A 19880-nucleotide genomic window follows, 5' to 3' on the forward strand; every position below is an offset into this window, starting at 1 on the left:
GGGGTCCGGGCGTACCCGCCCCCGGACGCGCCACGGCGCCCACCAGAGTCCGGTCGGGGACAAGGCAGGCGCCGCGTTCAGTTCCGTACGCCGTTGTACGGGACGTCTTTTGTGTGCCGCGATCAGACCATGAGTGAACGGTCCGTCGGGCGGATCGGGGCCGGCAGTGCGCTGGTCCCGGTCAGGAATCGGTCCACGCCGCGTGCCGCGGAGCGGCCCTCGGCAATGGCCCAGACAATCAGTGACTGGCCTCGGCCCGCGTCACCGGCGACGTATACGCCGTCGACGTTGGTCGCGTAGTCCTCGTCACGGGCCACATTACCCCGCTCGTCGAGGTCGAGGCCGAACTGGTGGACGAGGCCGTTGGCCTGGTCGGTACCGGTGAAGCCCATGGCCAGGGTCACGAGCTGGGCGGGAATCCGCCGCTCGGTACCGGGCTTCTGCTCCAGCTTACCGCCCTTGAACTCCACCTCGACCAGGTGGAGGGCCTGGACGTCGCCGTGCTCGTCGCCCTCGAAGTGGGTGGTGGAGACGGAGTAGACCCGCTCGCCGCCCTCCTCGTGCGCGGAGGTGACCTTGTAGAGCATCGGGAAGGTCGGCCACGGCTGGTTGGCGTTCCGGTCCTCGCCCGGCTTCGGCATGATCTCCAGCTGGGTGACGGAGGCCGCGCCCTGCCGGTGGGCGGTGCCGACGCAGTCGGCGCCGGTGTCGCCGCCACCGATGACGACGACGTGCTTGCCCTCGGCGGTGATCGGAGAGACCGTCAGGTCTCCCTCCTGCACCTTGTTGGCGAGCGGCAGGTACTCCATCGCGAAGTGCACGCCGTTCAGCTCACGGCCCGGGACGGGCAGATCGCGGGAAACGGTGGCGCCTGCGGCGATGACGACCGAGTCGTAGCGGCGGCGGAGCTTGGCGGCGTCGATGTCCTTGCCGATCTCCACCTCCGTACGGAACTTGGTGCCTTCCGCGCGCATCTGCTCGATGCGGCGGTTGATGTGCGACTTCTCCATCTTGAACTCGGGGATGCCGTACCGGAGCAGGCCGCCGATGCGGTCGGCGCGCTCGTAGACGACGACCGTGTGACCGGCCCGGGTCAGCTGCTGGGCGGCGGCCAGACCGGCCGGGCCGGAGCCGACGACTGCCACGGTCTTGCCGGACAGCCGCTCGGGCGGCTGCGGGGTGACGTCGCCGCTGTCCCACGCCTTGTCGATGATGGAGACTTCGACGTTCTTGATGGTGACAGCCGGCTGGTTGATGCCGAGCACACACGCCGACTCGCACGGAGCGGGGCACAGACGGCCCGTGAACTCCGGGAAGTTGTTCGTGGCGTGGAGGCGCTCGGACGCCGCCGTCCAGTCCTCGCGGTAGGCGTAGTCGTTCCACTCGGGGATGAGGTTTCCGAGGGGACAGCCGTTGTGGCAGAACGGGATGCCGCAGTCCATGCAGCGGCCGGCCTGCTTGCTGATGATCGGCAGCAGCGCGCCCGGAACGTAGACCTCGTTCCAGTCCTTGAGCCGCTCGCCGACGGGGCGGGTATCGGCGACCTCGCGGCCGGTGGTCAGGAAGCCCTTGGGGTCAGCCATTGGTCGCCGCCTCCATCATCTTCTCGGTGGTCTCCTGCTCGGAGAGACCGGCGAGCTCAGCGGCGTCCTTGGCGGCGAGCACTGCCTTGTAGGCGGAAGGGATGATCTTGCTGAAACGGGTGACACCACTGTCGGGGTTGTCCCACTCAGCAAGCAGCTTCTCGGCGACCGTGGAGCCGGTCTCCTCCTGGTGGCGGCGCACGACGTCGTGCAGCCACTGCTTGTCGGTGTCGTCGGGCGTCTCGACCGCGCCGAGGTTGCCGATGTTGACGTTGTCGCGGTCCAGATCGATGACGTACGCGACACCGCCGGACATACCCGCGGCGAAGTTGCGTCCGGTCTCGCCGAGGACGACGGCGTGGCCACCGGTCATGTACTCGCAGCCGTGGTCGCCGACGCCTTCCGAGACGACCGTCGCGCCCGAGTTACGGACACAGAACCGCTCTCCGGTCCGGCCGCGCAGGAACAGCTCGCCGCCGGTCGCACCGTAGGCGATGGTGTTGCCCGCGATGGTGGAGTACTCGGCGAGGTGGTCGGCGCCGCGGTCCGGGCGGACGACGATGCGTCCGCCTGAGAGGCCCTTGCCGACGTAGTCGTTGGCGTCGCCCTCCAGACGCAGCGTCACACCGCGCGGGACGAAGGCGCCGAAGGACTGGCCGGCGGAACCGGTGAAGGTCACGTCGATGGTGTCCTCGGGCAGGCCCGCACCGCCGAACTTCTTGGTGACCTCGTGGCCGAGCATGGTGCCGACCGTCCGGTTGATGTTACGGATCGCGATCTGCGCCCGGACCGGCTGTGCGGCCTCGGCACTCTCCGCGCCGAGCGCGTCGGCGGCGAGCTTGATCAGCTCGTTGTCGAGCGCCTTGGTGAGGCCGTGGTCCTGCTCGACGACCTGGTGGCGTACCGCACCCTCGGGCAGTTCCGGCACGTGGAAGAGGGGCTTCAGGTCGAGGCCCTGTGCCTTCCAGTGCGTGACGGCCCGGTCGGTGTCGAGGAGTTCGGCGTGGCCGACGGCCTCCTCGATCGTACGGAAGCCCAGCTCGGCGAGGATCTCGCGGACCTCCTCGGCGATGAACTCGAAGAAGTTGACGATGTACTCGGCCTTGCCGGAGAACCGCTCGCGCAGGACGGGGTTCTGGGTGGCGATGCCGACCGGACAGGTGTCCAGGTGACAGACGCGCATCATGACGCAGCCGGAGACGACGAGCGGCGCGGTCGCGAAACCGAACTCCTCGGCCCCCAGCAGCGCGGCGATGACGACGTCGCGGCCGGTCTTCAGCTGACCGTCGGTCTGGACGACGATGCGGTCGCGCAGGCCGTTGAGCAGCAGGGTCTGCTGGGTCTCGGCGAGGCCGAGCTCCCAGGGGCCGCCCGCGTGCTTCAGCGAGGTGAGCGGGGATGCGCCCGTGCCGCCGTCGTGGCCGGAGATGAGGACGACGTCCGCGTGGGCCTTGGAGACACCCGCGGCGACCGTGCCGACACCGACCTCGGAGACCAGCTTCACATGGATGCGGGCCACCGGGTTGGCGTTCTTGAGGTCGTGGATCAGCTGAGCAAGGTCCTCGATGGAGTAGATGTCGTGGTGCGGCGGCGGGGAGATCAGACCGACACCCGGGGTGGAGTGCCGGGTCTTGGCGACCCACGGGTAGACCTTGTGGCCGGGCAGCTGGCCGCCCTCGCCGGGCTTGGCGCCCTGTGCCATCTTGATCTGGATGTCGTCCGCGTTGACCAGGTACTCGCTGGTCACACCGAAGCGGCCGGAGGCGACCTGCTTGATGGACGAGCGGCGCGCCGGGTCGTACAGGCGGTCCGCGTCCTCGCCGCCCTCACCGGTGTTGGACTTGCCGCCCAGCTGGTTCATGGCGATGGCGAGGGTCTCGTGCGCCTCACCGGAGATCGAGCCGTACGACATGGCGCCGGTGGAGAAGCGCTTGACGATCTCGGAGACGGGCTCGACCTCGTCGATCGAGATCGACTCGCGGTCCGACGTGCCGTTCTCATTGGGGAGGGCGAAGAGACCGCGGAGCGTCATGAGGCGCTCGGACTGCTCGTTCACCCGGCCCGTGTACTTCTTGAAGATGTCGTACCGGCGGTTGCGGGTGGCGTGCTGGAGGCGGAAGACCGTCTCCGGGTCGAACAGGTGCGGTTCGCCCTCGCGGCGCCACTGGTACTCGCCGCCGATCTCCAGCGCGCGGTGCGAGGCCGCGATGCCGGAGGAGGGGTACGCCTTGGTGTGCCGGGCGGCGACTTCCTTGGCGACGACCTCGAGACCGGCGCCGCCGATCTTGGTCGCGGTGCCGTTGAAGTACCGCGCGACGAATGCCTCGTCCAGGCCGACGGCCTCGAAGACCTGGGCGCCCCGGTAGGAGGCGACGGTCGAGATGCCCATCTTGGACATGACCTTCAGGACGCCCTTGCCGAGCGCGTAGATCAGGTTCCGGATGGCCTGCTCGACCTCGATGCCCTCGATGAACGTGCCGGCGCGGACCAGGTCCTCGACGGACTCCATCGCCAGGTACGGGTTGACCGCGGCGGCGCCGTAACCGATCAGCAGGGCTACGTGGTGGACCTCGCGGACGTCACCGGCCTCGACCAGCAGCCCCACCTGGGTGCGCTGCTTGGTACGGATGAGGTGGTGGTGGACGGCAGAGGTGAGGAGCAGCGAGGGGATCGGCGCGTGCTCGGCGTCGGAGTGCCGGTCGGAGAGGACGACCAGGCGGGCGCCGTCCTCTATGGCGTCGTCGACCTCGGTGCAGATCGCCTCGATCCGGGCGGCGAGGGCGTCGCCGCCGCCGCTGACCCGGTAGAGACCGGAGAGCGTGGCCGCCTTCATGCCCGGCATGTCGCCGTCGGCGTTGATGTGTATGAGCTTGGCCAGCTCGTCGTTGTCGATCACCGGGAAGGGCAGCGTGACGCTGCGGCACGCCGCGGCGGTCGGCTCCAGGAGGTTGCCCTGCGGGCCGAGCGTGGAGCGCAGCGAGGTGACGAGCTCCTCGCGGATGGCGTCCAGCGGCGGGTTGGTGACCTGCGCGAAGAGCTGGGTGAAGTAGTCGAAGAGCAGCCGGGGGCGCTCGGACAGGGCGGCGATCGGCGAGTCCGTACCCATGGAGCCGAGCGGCTCACCTGCGGTGCGGGCCATCGGCGCGAGGATGACGCGGAGCTCTTCCTCGGTGTAGCCGAAGGTCTGCTGGCGGCGGGTGACCGAGGCGTGGGTGTGCACGATGTGCTCGCGCTCGGGGAGGTCGGAGAGCTCGATCTCGCCGGTCTCCAGCCATTCCAGGTACGGCTGCTCGGCGGCGAGGGACGCCTTGATCTCGTCGTCCTCGATGATGCGGCGCTCGGCGGTGTCGACGAGGAACATCTTGCCGGGCTGGAGGCGGCCCTTGCGGACGACCTTCGCGGGGTCGATGTCCAGGACGCCGACCTCGGAGGAGAGGACGACGAGGCCGTCGTCGGTGACCCAGTAGCGGCCGGGGCGCAGACCGTTACGGTCGAGGACCGCGCCGACCTGGGTGCCGTCGGTGAAGGTGACGCAGGCCGGGCCGTCCCAGGGCTCCATCATCGTGGAGTGGTACTGGTAGAAGGCGCGGCGGGCGGGGTCCATCGAGGCGTGGTTCTCCCAGGCCTCGGGGACCATCATCAGCACCGAGTGCGGCAGCGAACGGCCACCGAGGTGGAGCAGCTCCAGGACCTCGTCGAAGGAGGCCGAGTCGGAGGCATCCGGGGTGCAGACGGGGAAGATCCGGTCCAGCTGCTCGCTGCCGAAGAGGCGGGAGGCGAGCTGGGACTCGCGGGCCTTCATCCAGTTGCGGTTGCCCTTGACCGTGTTGATCTCGCCGTTGTGCGCGACGAAGCGGTACGGGTGGGCGAGCGGCCAGCTGGGGAAGGTGTTCGTGGAGAAGCGCGAGTGGACCAGCGCGACCGTGGTGGCGAAACGGCGGTCGGAGAGGTCCGGGAAGAACGGCTCCAGCTGCCCGGTCGTGAGCATGCCCTTGTAGACGATCGTGCGCGCGGAGAGGGAGGGGAAGTACACCCCGGCCTCGCGCTCGGCGCGCTTGCGCAGCACGAACGCCTTGCGGTCGAGCACGACGCCGGTGCTCGTGCCGTCCGCGACGACGAGCTGGCGGAACTCGGGCATGGTGGTGCGGGCCCCGTTGCCCAGGAGGCCGGGGGTGACCGGGACCTGACGCCAGCCGAGGACCTTGAGGCCCTCTTCGGCGGCGATCTTCTCGATCTTCTGGACGGACTCGGTGGAGTCGTCCGCGGGCAGGAAGGCGATTCCGACGGCGTAGGAGCCGGCCTCGGGGAGGTCGAAGTCGACCTCTTCCCGCAGGAAGGCATCCGGAACCTGGAGCAGAATGCCGGCGCCGTCACCCGAGTCGGGCTCGGATCCTGTGGCGCCGCGGTGTTCGAGGTTGCGCAGTACGGTCAGCGCCTGCTCGACCAGCTCATGGCTGGCCACACCGGTCAGAGTGGCCACGAACCCGACGCCACAGGCGTCGTGCTCGTTACGGGGGTCGTACATCCCCTGCTGGGCGGGGCGACCGTCCATGGGCGACCAGGCGTCGGAACGCATTGGCTCTCCCGTCGTCGTCGTGGCATATGCAGTGCCGAGGGACGACGTTGGCCCTCTGCGAAATTTCGTGCAGGTTACATGATGGAACGCTTCTCAAAAAGCGGATAGTCCGTTCCAGCATGCGGACGCCACGGGGACGTGGCGGAGGTGGGTCACAGTCGGGGCGGACCGTAATCGGTCGGTACCCGGGGGAGACCGCAGAGAGCGAGCGTCGTTGCCCGCGTGTCTACGGCTCTTGCCCGGCGGTCAGCTAAATGAAACCGCCGAGTAACGACTACTTATGTGTAGTCCTGTATAGAGACTCATTTTACGTCGCGCGGAGCCATTCCGCCCAGTGAGGTTCATCAAGACGTACATCACACCGTCGGCGCATGGGCAACGCCCGCGACACGGGGTACGGAGCGGCCCCGCAGGCCGGCCGCCGGTCAGCCGCCGACGGCCACACCGAAGACCATGCCGAGCCCGTACGTGAGCGCGGCGGCGGTGCCGCCGAGCACGAGCTGGCGAAGACCGCTGAACCACCAGCTGCGGGCGGTGACCCTGGCCACCACGGCTCCGCAGCCGAAGAGGCCGATCAGGGCGAGCAGCACGGCGGGCCACAGCGCGGTGGCGCCGAGCAGATAGGGCAGTAGGGGCAGCAGCGCGCCGAGCGCGAAGGCGCCGAAGGACGAGACGGCGGCGACGAGCGGCGAGGGCAGATCGCCCGGGTCGATCCCGAGCTCCTCGCGGGCATGGATCTCCAGCGCCTGCTCGGGGTCCCTGGACAGCTGCCGCGCGACCTCATGGGCCAGCAGGGGGTCGACTCCGCGGGAGGCGTAGAGCGCGGCGAGCTCCGCCATCTCGTCCTTGGGGTGCTTACGCAACTCCCGCCGCTCGACGTCGAGTTCGGCCTCGACGAGCTCGCGCTGCGAGGCTACGGAGGTGTATTCGCCTGCCGCCATGGAGAACGCGCCCGCGGCCAGGCCCGCCAGACCGGTGATCACGATGGTCTGCTGCGAGACGGAGCCGCCCGCGACACCGGTCATCAGGGCGAGGTTGGAGACCAGTCCGTCCATCGCACCGAACACCGCGGGACGCAGCCAGCCACCGTTCACATCGCGGTGGGTGTGGTTGTCGCGGTGCGCCTCGTGCAGGACGGCGTCGGTCTCGATGATGGACACAGCTCTCCCCTTCTCAGGAAGCGGGGTTCCACGTTCCAGCCCCCGCCAACATCATGAAAGTACGCACGAAAAACGTCTCCCGCCAGCAAGGAAGGCCGTACTTACCTGCCCCGGGAGGCGGTTCGGACCGGCCGTGCGCGAGGTGTCCGCGCTGTCATCCGTGTGGCCCTTTTGTTGCCCCGGGCGGCCTCGCCGGGGCACTCGCGTGGGACAGATCGCTCAGGTGGTCCCACCGGTGGCGCACCGATGGGACCGGCCGATGCGAGCGAAGGGTCGACGCGATGGAGCTGACTGCAGGCAATCCGGCCGAGCCGCAGGGGAGTGTGGGCTCCGAGGACACGCGGGTGCGGGCGGGAACGGACGGCCGTACCCCGGCCCGCCCCAGGACGGTACGGGGCGACCGGGCCCGTGGCGCGCTGCTCGGTCTCGCCGTGGGCGACGCGCTGGGCGCACCGGCGGAGAACCTCCGCCCCTCCGAGATCCGCCGCCGCTGGGGCCGGATCGAGGGCTTCGTGAGCGAGGACCCGGCGGGTACGGACGACACGGAGTACGCGATCTTCTCGGGGCTCCTGCTCGCCCGGCACGGCTCGGCGCTCACCGTCTCCCATGTGGAGCGGGCCTGGCACCACTGGATCGCCGATCTGGACGAGGGGCCGTTCCGGGGCGCCGGATTCAGTGAGCGCGGCACGCTGGAAAATCTGCGCCGGGGCCTGGCCGCACCGATCTCGGCGCAGCACCGGCACGCCTGGAGCGACGGTCTCGCGATGCGGGCGGCGCCCTTCGGGGTCTTCGCGGCGGGCCGTCCTGCGGAGGCGGCCCGGCTGGTGGCGGTGGACGGCGGGGTGAGCCACGACGGGGAGGGCATCTACGGCGGGCAGGCGGTCGCGGCCGGGGTCGCCGCCGCGATGGTGGGGTCCGGGCTCGCGTCCGTGATCGCCGCCGCACTGTCCGTCGTACCGATGGATTCCTGGACGGCCCGTTCGCTGCGGCGCGCCGTGTCGGCCGCGCAGCGGTCGTACCCCGACCCGCTGACGATGGAGCGTGCGGTGCGTTCCGCGGTGGTGATCGGCGGGTATCCGTGGACGGATCTGGCGCCGGAGGCGGTGGGCCTGGCGTTCGGCGCGTTCACCGCGGCGCGCGGCGACTTCCGTACGGCGGTGCTGACGGCCGTCAACATGGGCCGCGACGCGGACACCACGGCCGCGGTGGCGGGGGCCCTGGCCGGGGCGCTGAACGGGGCGTCGGCGATCCCGCAGGAGTGGGGTGCGGCGATCGGCCCGGTACGCGGCACTTGCCTGCCGTCGATGCGGGGCTACCACGTGCTGGACATCGCGGAACTCCTGACCCCGGACGAGGCGGACGAACCGGCCCATGCGCACCCCTTCGACACGACCCGGCCCACCGGCGAACAGGGAGCACGACGATGACGACAGCCCGCCCCACGACATCCCCCCGGCCGACGGCCGTCGACGCCATCCGGACGAAGGACGCGCCCGGGCGGCGGGCCCGGATCGAAGGGCTGCTGCTCGGGCTGGCGGCCGGGGACGCGGCGGGCTGGCCCGCGGCGCGGCACCGGGCGGCCCGGATGCCGGAGTGGACGCGGCGGCTGACCCGCGAGCTCGACACCTTCGCCGAGCAGAACGCCACGACCACGCTGCCCGTCCCCATCGCCCTCAACCAGCCGCCCGAACCGCTCAGGCTCGGGCCGTCCGACGACGCCGAGTGGGCCGCCTTCGCGGCCCGTACCGTGCTGGCCGCCGCGGCCGACCGGGGGCTCGGGCTCTCCGGCGAGCGCCGGATGCGCGATGCCATCGACCGCGCCTGGAACGCCCTGGCCGCGAAGGTCGCCGAGGCCGGCGCCCGCGCCCCCGAGGTCGAGGCCGCCGTGCTCCCCCTTCGCGCCCGGATCTCCGTACGGGCCGGGCTCGGCAATCTCGCCGCCGGTCTCCGCCCGCCCGCCACCGGGCACGACAACCCGCACTACTTCGACGACGCCGCCTGCGTACGCGCCGCCGTCCTCGCCGTCGTCCACCCGGGCGACCCCGACGCCGCTGCCGCACTCGCCGAGTTCGACGCCCGCTACACCCAGGACGGCGACGGGGTGCACGGCGCCCGTGCCATCGCCGCCGCGATCTCCGTGGCCCTCGCGGGGGCGGACGTCGACACCGTGGTGGACGCGGCCCTCGCCCAGCTCCCGGAGGGCACCGAGATCGCCCGCAACGCCGCGCACGCCGTCCGGATCGCCCGGGAGTTCGCCGACGAGCCGGCGGGCGCGTTCGCCCTGGTCCCCGTGCTGGAGCATCAGATCGTCGACCACGTCTACAGCTACGGGATCGCCGCGGCCGAGACCGTGCCGGTCGCCCTCGCGCTGGCCACCGCGGCCCGGGGCGAGCTCGCTCAGGCGGTGCCATCGGCGGCCTGCCTCTCCCGGGTCGCCGACTCCGCCCCCGCTCTCGCCGGGGCACTGACCGGCGCGCTCGGCGGAAGCGGCACCGTGCCGGCGGGCTGGCGGGAGGCGTGCCGCACGCTCGCGGGCTGTGCGCTCCCCCGTTTCGCGGGCACCGATCTCATCGAACTCGCCGGGCTCCTCGCAGACACGGAACCGGCCACCCCGGGTGGACAATTCCGACATGACGCCCACAACATCCACGACATCCACCGCACCCACCACCCTGACCCTCGATGAGCGGATCACCGGCGCCCTCGTCGGCGCCGCCGTCGGCGACGCGCTCGGCGGCCCGGTCGAGGGCTGGACCCCGGAACAGATCACCGAACGCCACGGCGGCCGGATCAACGGCATCGTGGGCCCCTGGTACGGCGAGGACTGGCGGACCGCCCGCCCCATCGCCCCGTACCACAAGGGCGACGGGCACATCACCGACGACACCTTGATGACCCACGCGCTGGTACGGGTCTACGGCACCGTGCGCGACCACCTCGACGCGTACTCCGTCGCGGACCACCTCGTACCGGACCTGATCTCCAACCCCCGCTGGATTCCGGAGCTGGAGGCCGAGGCGCTCCCCCTCCAGCGGATCTTCCTCGCCGAGAAGTGGATCGTCGCGCGGCTGCACTACGGGCACGTCGACCCGCGCGAGGCGGGCTCGGGGAACATCGTCAACTGCGGGGCGGCGATGTACATGGCGCCCGCCGGTCTGGTCAACGCCGCCCACCCGGAGGCCGCGTACGCCGAGGCGCTGGACATCGCGGGCGCGCACCAGTCCTCGTACGGGAGGGAGGCGGCCGGAGTCTTCGCGGCGGCCGTCGCCGCCGCCTGCACCCCGGGCGCCACCCCCGCCACCGTGGTCGACGCCTGCCTGGCGCTCGCCAAGGACGGAACAGGCGCGGCGATCGAGGCGGTGTGCGAAGTCGCCGCCGGATACAGCGACTTCGAGTCGGCGCTGACTCCCCTGCGTACCGCGGTCGCCCCCTTCGACACGGTGGGCCCGGACTACCGCGCCCCCTCCCTCGGCGCCCGCCGCCCCTCGCGGCTGCACTCCATCGAGGAGCTGCCGATCGCGCTCGGCATGCTGCTCGTCGCCGACGGCGACTACCGGCACGCGGTCCTCGGCTCGGTCAACTACGGCCGCGACTGCGACTCGATCGCGACGATGAGCGGCGCGCTGGCGGGCGCGCTCCACGGCGAACGGGCCGTACCCGCCACCTGGGTGAAGACCGTCGCCGAGGCCAGCCGCCTCGATCTGTACACCCCCGCCCGGACCCTCACCGAGGTGGCCCGGGAGATCTTCGTACGGGACACCGCCCGGCGCCGCGCGCACGAGTCGGCCTTCGCGACCCTGGCCGGCTCCCGGTGAACGTACGCCTGACCTGGGTGCAGCCCGAGGACCTGCTCGGACACGAACTGCGCCAGGCGGCCCAGGACGGCCGGGACGCGCGGGACATCGAGCAGCGTTGGTACGAGGCCGGCGGCGCCCCCGCCCCCGAGCGTGCCGGTGCGTCGGAGCCCCCCGCACCTCCACGCCTGCGCGCACTCGCCGAGCGGCTGCTCGACGAACTGGCCCTGCTCACCTCACCGTTGACCGATGACGAACCGACCGATCTGGAGGCGATCCGGGCCGCCTGCCCGCGCTGGCCCGCCACCCGCACGGAGCGTGCCCTCGTCGAACCCGACCGGCTGCACGCCGCCTGGCTGGGCCGGGCCGCGGGCTGCCTGCTCGGAAAGCCCGTCGAGAAGCTGCCGCTCGCCGGAATCCGTGCCTTGGCCGGCGCCGCCGGGAACTGGCCGCTCACCACCTGGTTCACCGAGAAAGGCCTGCCGGCCGAGCTGCTGTCCGCGTACCCGTGGAACCGCCGGTCCGCTCCCACCTCCCTCGCCGAGAACATCGACGGCATGCCCGAGGACGACGACCTCAACTACCCTCTGCTGACCGTGCTGTTGCTCCAACGTCATGGACGCTCCTTCGCCACGGCCGACCTCGGCCGCCTCTGGCTCGACGAAGTCCCGGCGGGCCGCGTCTTCACCGCCGAGCGCGTCGCCTACCGCAATCTGCTCGACGGCATGGAACCACCGGACACCGCCCGGCACCGCAACCCGTTCCGGGAGTGGATCGGCGCCCAGATCCGCGCCGATGTGCACGGCTGGACCCACCCGGGCGACCCGGCCGGCGCCGCCGCGCAGGCCCACCGGGACGCCGTGCTCACGCACACCGCCAACGGGGTGTACGGGGCGATGTTCACGGCCGCCGCCCTGGCCGAGGCGGCCGGCGGCGAGACCGATGTGCACGGCTGTCTGGCGGTGGGACTGCGGGTGGTGCCGCCCCGCTCCCGGTACGCGCGCGCGGTGCGCCTCGGTATCGAAACGGCCCGCGCCGAACCGGACTTCGACCAGGTCGTCGACCGGCTGCACGCCACGTACGCGGACACCCACCACTGGGTGCACGTGCTGCCCAACGCCGCGCTGCTGGCCGCGGCCCTCACCCACGCGGACGGGGATTTCGGCCGTTCCATCGGGTGCGCGGTGTCCGGCGGCTGGGACACCGACTCGAACGGCGCCACGGCCGGTTCGCTCGCGGGCCTGCTGGCCGGGCGGCCCACCGCGCTCCCCGCCGGCTGGACCGCCCCGCTGAAGAACCGCCTCGCCACGTCCGTCCCGGGGTTCGACTCCATCGGCTTCGACACGCTCGCTGATCTGACCTACCAGGAGGTACTGCGCCCATGACCGGTATCGCGGTGCTCGGCAGCACCAATATGGACCTTGTCGCCTACGTCGCACGGGCTCCCGCACGCGGTGAGACGGTGACCGGCCGGGAGTTCCGGACGATTCCCGGCGGCAAGGGCGCCAACCAGGCCGTCGCCGCCGCCCGCGCGGGCGGCGAGGTGGTGATGATCGGCGCGGTCGGCGACGATGCGTACGGGGCCGCGCTCCGCGCCGATCTGGAGCACTCGGGGGTCTACACCGATCTCCTGCACACCGCGGAGGGCCCCAGCGGCACCGCGCACATCGTGGTGGACGACGAGGGTGGCAACGCGATCGTGGTGATCCCCGGCGCCAACGCCACCATGACCGCGCTCGGCCCCGGCGAGACGGCCGCGATCGCCGCCGCCGACCTGCTGCTCCTCCAGCTCGAACTCCCGCTGTCCGCAGTGGTCGAGGGCGCCCGGGCGGCCCACGCCCAGGGCGTACGGACGGTCCTCACCCCGTCCCCCGTACAACTGCTCCCGGACGAACTCCTCGACTGTGTCGACCTGTTGATCCCCAACGAGCACGAGGCCGCCGCACTCACCGGTGTCGCCGAGCCGCAGGCCGCGGCGGAGGTGCTGCTCCGCCACGTCCCTGAGGTCGTCATCACCCTCGGCGCGAAGGGCTGCCTGTACGCGGCCCGGGGCAGCGAACCCGTCCTCTTTCCCGCCCCCGCTGTCGCGGCCGTCGACACGACCGGCGCCGGGGACACCTTCGTCGGCGCCCTGGCCGTGGCACTCGGCGAGGGCAGGCCCGTACCGGAGGCGCTGGCCTGGGCCTCGTCGGCCGCCGCGCTCTGCGTACAGAAACCCGGTGCCTCTACCTCCATGCCGTACCGCAGCGAGATCGATGCCGCATGAACACTCCGACGACCACGCCCCTCGCCGGCCTGCGGGTCCTGGACCTCGCGACCCTCTTCGCGGGCCCTCTCGCGGCCACCATGCTCGGCGACTTCGGCGCCGAGGTGATCAAGATCGAGCATCCGCGCCAGCCCGACCCCTCGCGCGGGCACGGCCCGGCGAAGGACGGCATCGGCCTGTGGTGGAAGCTGCTCGGCCGCAACAAGCGCAACCTCACCCTCGATCTGTCCAGCCCGGGCGGCCGTGACGTCCTGCTCAAACTGGCCGCGGAAACCGACGTCGTCATCGAGAACTTCCGGCCCGGCACCCTGGAACGCTGGAGCATCGGCCCGGCGGAACTGCACGCGGTGAACCCCCGGCTGGTCCTGGCGCGAGTCACCGGCTTCGGCCAGTTCGGTCCGTACTCCCACCGCCCCGGCTTCGGCACGCTCGCCGAGGCGATGAGCGGCTTCGCGGCGATCACCGGCGAACCGGACGGGCCGCCGACCCTGCCGCCGTTCGGCCTCGCCGACTCGATCGCCGCGCTCGCCACCGCGTACGCCGTGATGACGGCGCTCGCCGGACGGGACCGCACCGGACAGGGCCAGATTGTCGATATGGCGATCATCGAACCGATCCTGACGGTCCTGGGCCCGCAGCCGCTCTGGTACGACCAGCTCGGCTACGTACAGGAGCGCACCGGCAACCGCTCCCGCAACAACGCCCCGCGCAATACGTACCGCACGTCCGACGGCCACTGGGTCGCGGTCTCCACCTCGGCCCAGTCGATCGCCGAGCGCGTGATGCGCCTGGTCGGCCGCCCGGAACTGATCGACGAGCCCTGGTTCGCCGCCGGCACCACCCGCGCCGAGCACACCGAGGAACTCGACGAGGCCGTCGGCAACTGGATCGCCCGGCACACCCGCGAGGACGCGGTCGCGGCGTTCGAGAAGGCGGAGGCGGCGATCGCCCCGATCCATGACGTGCGGGATGTGATGGAGGACCCGCAGTACCGGGCCCTCGACTCGATCACCGAGGTCGACGACCCGGAACTGGGCCCGCTGCGCATGCAGAACGTGCTGTTCCGCCTCTCGGAGACACCCGGTTCGATCCGCTGGGCCGGCCGCCCGCACGGAGCGGACACCGAGGAGATCCTCGACGAACTCGGCCTCTCCGCCCACCAGATCGCGGCCCTGCGCTCGGAGGGCGCGCTGTGACCACCGCGGTGCCTCTGACCTGGCTGTACGTCCCTGGGGACCGGCCGGAGGTGGTGAACAAGGCGCTCTTCTCGGGCGCCGACGTGGTGATCGTGGATCTGGAGGACGCGGTCGCTCCCGACCGGAAGGAGTACGCGCGGGCAGCCACCGTCGAACTCCTCACCGAACCGGCGGCGGCGGATGCGGTGCCGGTGCATGTCCGGGTCCACGGCGAGGACGACGTACGGGCCCTGGCGGAGCTGCCCGGCCTCTCCGGTCTCCGGCTCCCCAAGATCACGCACGCCGCGAGCGTCCATCATGTGGCGGCGCTGGCGCCGGGTGTCCCGCTCTACCCGCTCCTGGAGTCGGCGCTCGCCGTCGAGCACGCGTACACGATCGCCGCCGCTCATCACGAGGTACGGGGCATCGCGCTGGGCGAGGCGGACCTCCGGGCGGACCTGGGGGTGCGGGACGACGCCGGCCTCGACTGGTCGCGCAGCCGGATCGTGGTCGCGGCGCGTGCGGCCGGGCTGGCCCCGCCCATCCAGTCGGTGTTCCCGGACGTCCAGGACCTGGACGGACTGTGGTCGTCCTGCGGCCGCGGCCGGTCCCTGGGGCTGTGGGGCCGGGCGGCGATCCATCCCCGCCAGCTGCCGGTCATCGAGCGGGCGTTCCGGCCCACGGACCAGGAGATCGAGGCCTCCGAGGAGATCGTGGCAGCGGCCCTGCTGGACGCGGGCGCGCAGGCGCTGCCGGACGGGAGGTTCGTGGACGCGGCGGTGCTCGCCTCCGCGCAGCGGACGCTGGCGCTGGCCGGACGGGCATGAAAAACCCCCTACGGGCTTGAGAATCAAGCCCGTAGGGGGTCACTCCCATGCCCTTAAGGCTATGGGGGAGATTGAGGACAGCGGGTGCGCCCGTGAGCGGTCAGCTCTTGTCTGCGGTCTCCGGAGCACCGTTCGTCTCGGGCTCGTCGGAGTCGTCCGTGGCATCGGCGGGGCCGTCCGTGGCCTTCTCCGCGTCACCGGCGTCCGTGTCGGCGTCGCCCTCGGCGTCACTGCCGCCGTCGCCCTTGGACAGGTCGACCCGGTCCGCGGCCTCGGGATCGGGCTCGACGATCTCCTCGCGGCCCGGCCGTACCTTCGCCGAGATCACGATGTACGTCACGGCGAGCACGAAGACGACGATCGAGGTCCACACGTTGAGCCGGAGCCCCAGCACATGGTGGGCCTCGTCGACCCGCATGTACTCGATCCAGGCGCGGCCCGTGCAGTACGCCGCGACGTACAGCGCGAACGCCCGCCCGTGTCCGAGCTTGAACCGGCGGTCCGCCCAGATGACCAGCAGCGCGACGCCGATGCACCAGAGCGACTCGTACAGGAAGGTCGGGTGGTAGGTGCCTGCGACCCGGTTCGGACCCTCGCTGATCTTCAGCGCCCAGGGCACCTCGGTCGGCTTGCCGTAGAGCTCCTGGTTGAACCAGTTGCCCCAGCGGCCGATGGCCTGGGCGAGAGCGATACCGGGTGCGAGTGCGTCGGCCCAGGCGGGCAGCGGGATTCCGCGGCGGCGGCAGCCGATCCAGGCACCGACCGCGCCGAGCGCGATCGCGCCCCAGATACCGAGGCCGCCTTCCCAGATCTTGAAGGCGTCGACCCAGTTCTCACCGTCGCTGAAGTACAGCTGGTAGTCGGTGATGACGTGGTAGAGCCTGCCGCCGACAAGTCCGAAGGGCACGGCCCAGACGGCAATGTCGGCAACTGTGCCGGCTCTGCCGCCCCGGGCGACCCAGCGCTTGTTGCCGAACCAGACGGCGACGAAGACACCGATGATGATGCAGAACGCGTAGCCGCGAAGGGGGATCGGGCCGAGATCGATCACACCGGTCGACGGGCTGGGAATGAAGGCAAGGTTCATGACGGGGTCGACGCTACCTTGCCGAGCGGGACGTACGGCAAGCCGTCCGGCAACTTCTGGGTAACGGGGCGGCGGTTACGAGTCCGCCCCGCGCCCCCGTCAGGAGGCCGAAGGCGTCGGAGTGACCTTCGCCGGCTTCTTGCCCTTGTTGGCCTCGGCGACCCACTTCTTGAGATTCGCCTCGGAGATCTGCTGTCCGTCCTTGCTGGGAAAGATCGACTCGCCGTTGAGCAGGGCGGTCGGGGTGCCCTGGAATCCGCCGTTCTGGAAGGCCGTGTTGGACTTCTGGACCCAGGTGTCGTGCGTGCCGCCCTCCACACAGGCGCGGAAGGCCGGGGTGTCGAGGCCCTCGACCTTGCCCGCCAGCTCGATCAGCTTGCTGTTCTTGCCGAAGGCGTCGTCGGACTCGGCGGGCTGATTGGCGAAGAGCACGTCGTGGTACTCGGGGAACTTGCCGGCATCCTGCGCGCAGCCCGCCGCGTTGGCGGCCCGCAGCGATCCGCTGCCGCCGAGGTTTCCGTCGATGATCGTGGCGAGGTGGTACTCGACCTTGATCTGGCCGCTGCTCTGCAGCTCGTGGATCATCTTGCGGAAGGCGGTCTCGAACTGGGCGCAGACCGGGCAGCGGAAGTCCTCCCAGATCGTGAGCGTGGACGGCGCGTCGTCCGCGCCGACCTGGAGGGAGAGACTGTCCTTGCCGGTCGCGCCCGAGGGCGCCACCGCGGGACCCGCCCCGCTGCCCTCGTCGTCCTTGCCCGCGTTGGCGGCGATCAGGCCGACCACGGCGGCCAGGCCCAGCACTCCCACCACCGCGCTCGCGACGATCAGCGTGCGCCGACGGCGCTCGCGCGCCCTCTCCCGCTCACGCTGCTGGACGAGCCGGTCGCGCGCGGCCCTGTTTCCCTCACGGTTCTTCTCGCTCACACCCGCAGCAACGAACCGGGGAGGCACGTGCGTGCCTCCCCGGTCCAGGTCCACCCGTACGGGTTACACCCGTTGTCAGCGCTTTCGAACGCCTTCGGCCAGTTCGCCCGCCAATGCGCGGACCGCTTCCAGGCCGGCGGCCTCGTCGGCGGCGTCCAGCATCCGCTTGACGAAGGCCGAGCCGACGATCACTCCGTCCGCGAAGCCGGCGACCTCCCGGGCCTGCTCGGCGTTGGAGACGCCGAGGCCCACGCAGACCGGCAGGTCAGTGGTGGCGCGGGTGCGCCGCACCAGGTCCTGGGCCTGCTCGCCGACCGACACACGGGTGCCGGTGACCCCCATGAGCGAGGCCGCGTAGACGAAGCCGGAGCCCGCCGCCGTGATGGTGGCCAGGCGCTTGTCCTGGCTGCTCGGCGCGACGACGAACACGGTCGCGAGACCGTGCTTGTCGGCGTGCTCGCGCCATACCGCGGACTCCTGGACCGGCAGGTCGGGCAGGATGCACCCGGCGCCGCCCGCCTCGGCGAGCTCGGTGGTGAAGCGTTCGATGCCGTACCGGTCGATCGGGTTCCAGTACGTCATGACGAGGACCGGGACGCCGGTCGCCTCGTACGCCTCGCGGACCGTACGCATCACGTCGGCGATCTTGACGCCGCCGCGCAGCGCGATGTCGTCGGCCGTCTGGATGACCGGTCCGTCGAGCACCGGGTCGCTGTGCGGGAGGCCGATCTCGACGATGTCCGCGCCGCCGGCGACGACCGCCTTGACCGCGGCGATGCCTCCGTCGACGGTCGGGAATCCGGCGGGCAGATACGCGATGAGCGCCGCCCGGTCCTCCGACCTGGCCTTCGCCAGCGCCGTGCTGAGCAGTTCCGTGTTTCCGCCGTGCCCGCTCACTTGGCCCCCTCCGTGTCGTACAGCCCGAAGTACCGCGCCGCCGTGTCCATGTCCTTGTCGCCCCGGCCGGACAGGTTGATCAGGATCAGCCCGTCCTTGCCGAGCTCCTGCCCGAGATCCAGGGCCCCCGCCAGCGCGTGGGCGCTCTCGATGGCCGGGATGATGCCCTCGGTGCGGGAGAGGAGGCGCAGCGCCTGCATGGCGGCGTCGTCCGTGACCGCGCGGTACTCGGCCCGGCCGAGGTCCTTCAGATAGGCGTGCTCCGGGCCGATGCCCGGGTAGTCGAGTCCGGCCGAGATCGAGTACGGCTCGGTGATCTGACCCTCCTCGTCCTGGAGGACGTAGGACCGTGAGCCGTGCAGGATGCCGGGCTCGCCCGCGGTCAGTGTCGCCGCGTGCTCACCGGTCTCCACGCCGTGTCCGGCCGGTTCGCAGCCGATCAGACGGACCCCGGCGTCCGGGATGAAGGCGTGGAAGAGGCCGATGGCGTTGGAGCCGCCGCCGACACAGGCGACCGCGGCGTCCGGCAGCCGGCCGGCCCGCTCCAGCATCTGCCGCCTGGCCTCGACGCCGATCACCCGGTGGAAGTCGCGGACCATCGCCGGGAACGGGTGCGGGCCCGCGACCGTGCCGAAGAGGTAGTGCGTACGGTCCACATTGGCGACCCAGTCGCGGAACGCCTCGTTGATGGCGTCCTTGAGCGTCCTTGAACCGGACTTCACCGCGATGACCTCGGCGCCGAGCATCCGCATCCGCGCCACGTTCAGCGCCTGCCGCTCGGTGTCGATCTCGCCCATGTAGATGGTGCAGTCGAGCCCGAAGAGCGCGCAGGCGGTCGCCGTGGCGACGCCGTGCTGGCCCGCGCCCGTCTCGGCGATGACCCGGGTCTTGCCCATGCGCTTGGTGAGCAGGGCCTGGCCCAGCACGTTGTTGATCTTGTGCGAGCCGGTGTGGTTCAGGTCCTCGCGCTTGAGGAAGACCCGTGCGCCGCCCGCGTGCTCGGCGAAGCGCGGAACCTCGGTCAGCGCGCTGGGCCGTCCGGTGTAGTTGACCATGAGCTCGTTGAGCTCGGCGGCGAAGCTCGGGTCGCTCTTCGCCTTGTCGTACTCGACGGCGACCTCGTCCACGGCGGCGACGAGCGCCTCCGGGATGAACGAGCCACCGAACGCGCCGAAATAGCCCTCGGCGCTGGGGATCAGACCCTCGGGGTCCGGAATGAAGAAGTCGGACGACATGCGACATGCTCCTCGACATTGCAACGGGTGGGTTCACCGTATGCGCCGTGAGCGGAGCGCCACGCCGACCGCGGTGCGGTCGGTGTGATGCGGTCGTGCGTGTCCCTCGTGTGTGACGAGGGGTGACGGCCGGGGCTCGCTACGGCGCGGACCCCGTGCGCCATCGCATGCCGTTGACCTGTCCCGGCTCGTCGCCGATCACGTACCGCACGCGCCGACCGTGCACGCGCCTGGCGGGGGCGCGGCAGCCACGGGGGCGGCAGCCGCGCGCCAGCGGCGCGTGCGGGACCCGGGCCGTCGCCCCGGCGGGGCGCAGGCCCGGCCGGACGCGGCAGGCGGGACGGTCGGCGGACATC

15 protein-coding genes are annotated in these 19880 nt (G+C 71.3%); 7 read left to right on the forward strand and 8 right to left on the reverse strand.

Annotated elements, in window-relative coordinates; all coding sequences use genetic code 11:
- Nucleotides 1-122: 122 nt before the first annotated feature.
- The 3 genes from ACFT7S_RS15600 to ACFT7S_RS15610 form a co-directional block, all read right to left on the reverse strand.
- Nucleotides 123-1583 (reverse strand): glutamate synthase subunit beta, encoded by a 1461-nt coding sequence (locus tag ACFT7S_RS15600; RefSeq protein ID WP_382731743.1) that lies wholly within the window; start codon nucleotides 1581-1583, stop codon nucleotides 123-125.
- The gene (gene gltB / locus ACFT7S_RS15605; protein ID WP_382731745.1) at nucleotides 1576-6159 is read right to left on the reverse strand and encodes a glutamate synthase large subunit; all 4584 of its coding nucleotides are present in this window, start codon (nucleotides 6157-6159) and stop codon (nucleotides 1576-1578) included. Before gltB ends, ACFT7S_RS15600 begins: the two co-directional genes overlap by 8 nt.
- A 425-nt stretch (nucleotides 6160-6584) precedes the next feature.
- Nucleotides 6585-7319 carry a VIT1/CCC1 transporter family protein gene (locus ACFT7S_RS15610; protein WP_382731748.1) on the reverse strand — a complete coding sequence of 245 codons (735 nt, stop codon included), beginning with the start codon at nucleotides 7317-7319 and terminating at the stop codon, nucleotides 6585-6587.
- A gap of 344 nt (nucleotides 7320-7663) precedes the next feature.
- On the opposite strand from ACFT7S_RS15610, the gene ACFT7S_RS15615 reads away from it, so the two are divergent.
- The 7 genes from ACFT7S_RS15615 to ACFT7S_RS15645 are packed head-to-tail and all read left to right on the forward strand — an operon-like array spanning nucleotide 7664 to nucleotide 15381.
- On the forward strand, nucleotides 7664-8746 hold the full coding sequence (locus tag ACFT7S_RS15615; protein ID WP_382731897.1) for an ADP-ribosylglycohydrolase family protein: 1083 nt from the start codon (nucleotides 7664-7666) through the stop codon (nucleotides 8744-8746).
- Entirely contained in the window at nucleotides 8743-10005 is a 1263-nt protein-coding gene (locus tag ACFT7S_RS15620) for an ADP-ribosylglycohydrolase family protein (RefSeq protein ID WP_382731751.1), read from the forward strand. Before ACFT7S_RS15615 ends, ACFT7S_RS15620 begins: the two co-directional genes overlap by 4 nt.
- Nucleotides 9950-11134: an ADP-ribosylglycohydrolase family protein gene (locus ACFT7S_RS15625; RefSeq protein WP_382731754.1), complete on the forward strand. Its 1185-nt coding sequence runs from the start codon at nucleotides 9950-9952 to the stop codon at nucleotides 11132-11134. The genes ACFT7S_RS15620 and ACFT7S_RS15625 overlap by 56 nt, the downstream gene beginning before the upstream one ends.
- Nucleotides 11131-12498 (forward strand): ADP-ribosylglycohydrolase family protein, encoded by a 1368-nt coding sequence (locus ACFT7S_RS15630; protein WP_382731756.1) that lies wholly within the window; start codon nucleotides 11131-11133, stop codon nucleotides 12496-12498. Before ACFT7S_RS15625 ends, ACFT7S_RS15630 begins: the two co-directional genes overlap by 4 nt.
- A complete protein-coding gene (gene rbsK, locus ACFT7S_RS15635; RefSeq protein WP_382731759.1) occupies nucleotides 12495-13379 on the forward strand; it encodes a ribokinase in 885 nt (294 codons plus the stop codon). Before ACFT7S_RS15630 ends, rbsK begins: the two co-directional genes overlap by 4 nt.
- The gene (locus ACFT7S_RS15640) at nucleotides 13376-14575 is read left to right on the forward strand and encodes a CaiB/BaiF CoA transferase family protein (RefSeq protein ID WP_382731762.1); all 1200 of its coding nucleotides are present in this window, start codon (nucleotides 13376-13378) and stop codon (nucleotides 14573-14575) included. The genes rbsK and ACFT7S_RS15640 overlap by 4 nt, the downstream gene beginning before the upstream one ends.
- Nucleotides 14572-15381, forward strand: a complete 810-nt coding sequence (locus tag ACFT7S_RS15645; RefSeq protein WP_382731764.1) for an HpcH/HpaI aldolase/citrate lyase family protein — start codon at nucleotides 14572-14574, stop codon at nucleotides 15379-15381. Before ACFT7S_RS15640 ends, ACFT7S_RS15645 begins: the two co-directional genes overlap by 4 nt.
- Before the next feature lie 100 nt (nucleotides 15382-15481).
- Here ACFT7S_RS15645 and lgt read toward each other — a convergent pair whose 3' ends face one another.
- From lgt to trpM, 5 genes are all read right to left on the reverse strand, one after another.
- Nucleotides 15482-16468, reverse strand: coding sequence for a prolipoprotein diacylglyceryl transferase (gene lgt / locus ACFT7S_RS15650; RefSeq protein WP_382731767.1), 987 nt, complete (start codon nucleotides 16466-16468; stop codon nucleotides 15482-15484).
- Between the two features lie 99 nt (nucleotides 16469-16567).
- On the reverse strand, nucleotides 16568-17392 hold the full coding sequence (locus ACFT7S_RS15655) for a DsbA family protein (protein WP_382731769.1): 825 nt from the start codon (nucleotides 17390-17392) through the stop codon (nucleotides 16568-16570).
- A 75-nt stretch (nucleotides 17393-17467) separates the two neighbouring features.
- Nucleotides 17468-18289 carry a tryptophan synthase subunit alpha gene (gene trpA, locus ACFT7S_RS15660; RefSeq protein ID WP_382731771.1) on the reverse strand — a complete coding sequence of 274 codons (822 nt, stop codon included), beginning with the start codon at nucleotides 18287-18289 and terminating at the stop codon, nucleotides 17468-17470.
- Complete coding sequence (gene trpB, locus ACFT7S_RS15665) at nucleotides 18286-19524, reverse strand: tryptophan synthase subunit beta (RefSeq protein WP_382731773.1); 1239 nt, start codon at nucleotides 19522-19524, stop codon at nucleotides 18286-18288. The genes trpA and trpB overlap by 4 nt, the downstream gene beginning before the upstream one ends.
- Nucleotides 19525-19663: 139 nt before the next feature.
- Complete coding sequence (gene trpM, locus ACFT7S_RS15670) at nucleotides 19664-19879, reverse strand: tryptophan biosynthesis modulator TrpM (protein WP_382731776.1); 216 nt, start codon at nucleotides 19877-19879, stop codon at nucleotides 19664-19666.
- Nucleotide 19880 lies beyond the last annotated feature (1 nt).

Origin of the sequence: Streptomyces sp. NPDC057136, assembly GCF_042670885.1 — a bacterium.
GTDB lineage: Bacteria > Actinomycetota > Actinomycetes > Streptomycetales > Streptomycetaceae > Streptomyces.